The following is a 4,659-nucleotide window of genomic DNA, read 5'->3' on the forward strand; positions in this document are numbered from 1 at the left end:
GGCATTCAAACGGCATCCAAAGTCCGTTCAACAAAGGGCTTGCTTGTCCATGTTTTCGGAAGATTTTCTGCATGCCTTTTTAAGTACATATTCTTTTTCTAAAAACACATTCTCAACTCTTAACTGGTATTATTGATTTAAATAATCTTATAGAAAAATTCAAAAAATTAAATCAAACTACCGAAAATGAATAAAATAATTTATTCTATTTATTTATTTTTAAAAATCTGAAACTTCCTTGCGCTTCTACAATCATTTCAAAAATAGACAATCGATGACGCCACAAAGCAAGTAACTTTTTTGCTTCTAAAAAAACTTCTAATTCATTTAAAATGCACTCAAAGGAATCATTTGAATTATAATGAAAAGTATCTTTTATCGTTGTAAAATCTCTATATGGAAAACAGCGTTCCATTGTTTTTATAATTCCTGTCCACTTTGAAATAATTTCAGCACAAATAGAAACATGAGTGTGAATTTCGTTTCTTCCTTGATCACAAAGAAAATATTGAATTTCTTTTACTGTTAAATGACTTGGAGATTCTTTTTTAATTTGAAGCATTAAATCGTTTAAATTAAAATACTGCGATAGATTAGACCTTAAGCTAATCCCTCTCCGAGAGGTTCTATGATGAAAAGAAATACCGTTGATTTTATTCCGATTTGTGAAAATACGCATATTAACGAAGTCTACTTTCGAGATACCTTATCATAGGGGAATCGGAGGATTCACCTTGACTTTTGAGCCTTGAAATTTCTTCAAGAATTTTTTTTCTCCAACTTGAATCTAGAACACTTTGAGCTGCAAGAATATCCATTGTAGAACGAAAAGCTCTTGCATCTTGTTCCTTTTGCAATTCTTTATCACTTTCTTCTTCATCCTGTAAAGATAAGATTGCTTTTTCAATGGCCTCTTGCGCTTTTTGAGTCGATGCAATTCTTTCATAAGCACGCTCTTCTGTGCCAAAAACAAACGATTTTTTGGTAGCACTCTTAGCAGAACTCAATGACTCGTTAAATTCACCTCCAAGAAGAGAAGTTTTTTCTAATAAGTCTTTTGCATTTGAAATTTCATTTAAGATCTCATTTTTTGTTGGAAAATATTTTGAATTTTCCAAGGAGGAATCCGCCTTTTGTAATTTTATTTTTGCATCTTGCATAGCTCTTTGTCTTGCTTGTTGCATAATTTGCATAGCAAATCCTAAATGATTATTTGCTTCATCAAATGCGCTTTGAATTTCTTGTTGTGCTTCAATTAAATTATTTTCTTTTAAACTTTGCGCTGTTGACTTCACTTTTAAGGACGTATTATCATTTTTTAAAATATTTTGTAAGGTTTTCTTTTCTTTTATGGATAAAGGATAAGTTTCGTTTTTAGTCATATCCATCAGTTGTTTATTTAAATTAGAAGCTATCTCACTTAACTCAAATGATTCAGAAGTAAATTCAGCATAATCTTTTTCTTTGCTATTTAACATTTGAATTTTACTTTTAAGATTTTGGAGTCTTGCCAAAAAATTACTCGATTCACTCGCATTTTGCTGTCTTTTTAAAATATTGATTGTGGTTTGAATTTTACCCAAAGAAGAATTATAATTTTGATCATTTTTTAACGAGATATTTTCTACTAGATTAATGGATTCAATTATATTTCTTCGAACAATACCTGACTGACTTAAATTCCCAGCTAATTGTGCTGCATTAGATAATGGCGGTATAATTTTTGATTTTTGCTCAGGAGTTACTTTATTCATTTTAATTAATAATTTTTTTGCTTCTTCTAATTTTCTAATAATTTCTGCTCTAACTTGTATGGGTGTTTTTATTGGAAAAACCAATTCTTTTGACTCTCCAAAAATTCCTGATAAAACTGTTTTTGCAATAGCTTTAACATATAATGTATCTTCCTGTAAAAAAGGAATTCCTAATGTAACAAGCTCTGCATTATCTGATTTAAAATTAAACTCAGACGCATTTGAAAATTCAGCTAATGATTTATCAAAATGATATCCAGAATGAGTTCTTATAGATAATTCAACTAATGTTAAAGGAACTGTTGATTTTACGTCGATATCAAAATTTAATTTCCCTTGTAACTCTTTAAAATCCAATGACTCAGTAACCGCGGGCTGTAAATTAACGATAGGTTTCGCAGTTGGACTTAAAATTAATGTAGAGATATATTTTTTATCTTTATTCGATAAAATTATTTTAATATTTCTTGATAAAATCTTATTCGTATTTTCGTCATTATTCATTTTCTCATCAAATAAAGAAAACAAAGAGGAAACAGAAGAAGACCAAGATCCTGTTTGCAAAGAATAGGTGTAATTTTTTTCAGGATATATTTTTTTATTTTCGATAAATAGAACTTGCCAATTATTATCTTTCTTTAAATTATCAATATCTATTTCAAGATAAGAAGAAGTATCCATATTTATCTCATAACTATTTGCCGATAAATCATAATATCTTGGTGATTGCCCCGAATAAGAAGGAAATTCAATTTTTAAAATAGGCCTTGAAGTTTTTAAGTTTTGCGAGACGAATTGATATATATTATTTATATCTTTTGATAAAGTAAAAGAAAAAATTGTTATATATAATAATATGATAGAAAATAGTTTTATGTAAAGATTTTTTTTATAAAAATCTTTTTTATCAGAAATACCTGCTGCTTTTAAATTAAGTTCAATTCTTTCTCTTGAAAAACTTTTTAAAGTTTGAAAGCCCTGAATGATCGCAAGGTCAAACCATTTTAAAAATAGAAGACCAATTGGAAAAGCAAGCCAGGCTATTTGTGAATTTAAAATTCGATACGAAAAAAGATAAATTGTCATTAGAAAAAAAACTGAAAATAAAAAAAAACTTATTTTTCTTCTCACTTATCAATATTTCCTAATAGTTATTTTCCTGGCATTTCTTCTCGGTAAGGAGAAAGATCCGAAATGGTCTTTAATGCAGGATTTTCTTCAAGCATACGCCAAAAAACACCCGCTGTAACTAGAATGTCGCCAATAGAACGGTGCCTAGATTCAAAGGTCAACCCGAAATGCTGCGCCAAAGCGTCAAGATTTCGCCTTTCAATTTTTACAAGAGCTCTTGCCATTTTTAATGTACAAAAAATGGTGTAGTCACAAGAAATACCCAATCTATTTGATTCATGAAATAGCATTCCAATATCAAATTCGGCATTATGAGCTAATCCGACACATCCTCTTAAAAAATCATGAAAGTCGGGTAAAATAGTTTGAAAGTCGGGCTTTCCTTCTAACATACGATCTTCTATTCCTGTTATTCTTGTAATTTCAGGGGAAAGAGGAATGCCGGGGTTTATTAAATGTGAAAACCGCGCTATTTCTTTTTTATTTTGATATTTTATAGCACCAATTTCAATAATTCGAGAACTTCTTGTGTCCAGTCCCGTAGTTTCAAAGTCAAAAATAACAATAGGAAGTTCTTCGATTTTTTCATTACCATGAAATCGCGATCCACTGACTCCACCCATAATAGCAATCGGTGAAGAAACAAATTTATCCTTACGTGACAGGATAAAATGAAAAATGCTATTTTGAAAAGGTGATACCATAATGATTAAAATTCCTGAATAATTGTTACTTTAATTAATTATAAATTTTTTGAAGAACATGTATAAATTCGGATGCCGCTGGCGCAAGTTCTCTTTCTAATGAGGAGCAAATTAAAATAGAACGTTCCATTTTTAAACCTTGTACTTTTAAAACTTGAATATTTTTTTCATTCCGCAAGGAGTGAGAACTGACAACACTCAGTCCAATATTTTTTTCAACCATTTTTATCATACTTTGTGTCGATCTTAATGTCATGACAGTTCGATAACGTATTCCTAATTTTCGAAATTCCATTTCAATAATATCGTGAATAGCACTTCCACTTTCAAATAAAATCATGGGCTGACGATTGATATGAATTGGTAACAATGTTTTGCCCATTTTTTCTAAAGAAAGAGACATTTGCACTAAAGGGTTTTCTGGTGCTGCAATGATCTCTAAAGTATCCAAAATTTCTGCATGTACTTTTAATCCAATTAAGGGATCTTCATTAGGTGCTACAAAGGGATTTCTTGTAATTAATCCAACATCAACGGATCCATCATGAAGAGACTCTATTACGGTTGCAGAGTCTTTTTCATGTAAAGTAAATTGAATTTGAGGATATTTTTTTCGAAATTCAGAGATAGCATCTGGAAAAACTCCAGCCACAGCTGTTGCTCCTCCTCCCAAATGCACAAAACCTTCGCGTAGCTCTAAGTGGTTTCTCACGGTTGTTTGTAATTGATTCATTCTTTTTAAAATATCTACAGAAATCCCATAGACTAATTTACCCATTGAGGTCAGACGCACACCGCGCGCTGTTCGTTTTAATAAGGCACAACCTAAACTTTCTTCTAAAAGTTTTAGTCTTGCTGACAAAGCTGGCTGAGTGATATGAAGTTTATTCACAGCAGAAGATAAAGAACCTTCTTGAACAACTGTAACAAAAGCTTGCAGCCTATATATATCTTGTAACTCTTGCACCCTTTACTCCCTAATATGAGAATAGACACATTTGGAACAATACTGTAAGGATAAATGTCGTCAACCATGAACAGACGAAAGAAAATGACAGGAAGAAAACTGT

At 30.8% G+C, this 4,659-nt stretch carries 4 protein-coding genes; all 4 read right to left on the reverse strand.

The features are described from left to right. Positions 1–205: 205 nt before the first annotated feature. The 4 genes from ACIQ56_RS14635 to ACIQ56_RS14650 all read right to left on the reverse strand — a co-directional run bounded on the left by ACIQ56_RS14635 (position 206) and on the right by ACIQ56_RS14650 (position 4,556). Positions 206–562 (reverse strand): hypothetical protein, encoded by a 357-nt coding sequence (locus tag ACIQ56_RS14635; RefSeq protein ID WP_397601785.1) that lies wholly within the window; start codon positions 560–562, stop codon positions 206–208. 118 nt (positions 563–680) lie between these two features. Next, positions 681–2,885, reverse strand: a complete 2,205-nt coding sequence (locus tag ACIQ56_RS14640; RefSeq protein WP_397601786.1) for a hypothetical protein — start codon at positions 2,883–2,885, stop codon at positions 681–683. A gap of 20 nt (positions 2,886–2,905) precedes the next feature. Continuing rightward, positions 2,906–3,589: a PolC-type DNA polymerase III gene (locus tag ACIQ56_RS14645; RefSeq protein WP_397601787.1), complete on the reverse strand. Its 684-nt coding sequence runs from the start codon at positions 3,587–3,589 to the stop codon at positions 2,906–2,908. A 34-nt stretch (positions 3,590–3,623) separates the two neighbouring features. After that, the gene (locus ACIQ56_RS14650) at positions 3,624–4,556 is read right to left on the reverse strand and encodes a LysR family transcriptional regulator (RefSeq protein ID WP_153418544.1); all 933 of its coding nucleotides are present in this window, start codon (positions 4,554–4,556) and stop codon (positions 3,624–3,626) included. Between the last annotated feature and the right edge of the window lie 103 nt (positions 4,557–4,659).

This window comes from Silvanigrella sp. (genome assembly GCF_044369315.1).
In the GTDB taxonomy this organism is placed as follows: domain Bacteria; phylum Bdellovibrionota_B; class Oligoflexia; order Silvanigrellales; family Silvanigrellaceae; genus Silvanigrella.

Bases quoted from the DNA above. Each gene is read 5' to 3' on its own strand.
- ACIQ56_RS14645 (WP_397601787.1), bottom strand. From the start codon at position 3,589: ATGGTATCACCTTTTCAAAATAGCATTTTTCATTTTATCCTGTCACGT.
- ACIQ56_RS14635 (WP_397601785.1), bottom strand. From the start codon at position 562: ATGCTTCAAATTAAAAAAGAATCTCCAAGTCATTTAACAGTAAAAGAA.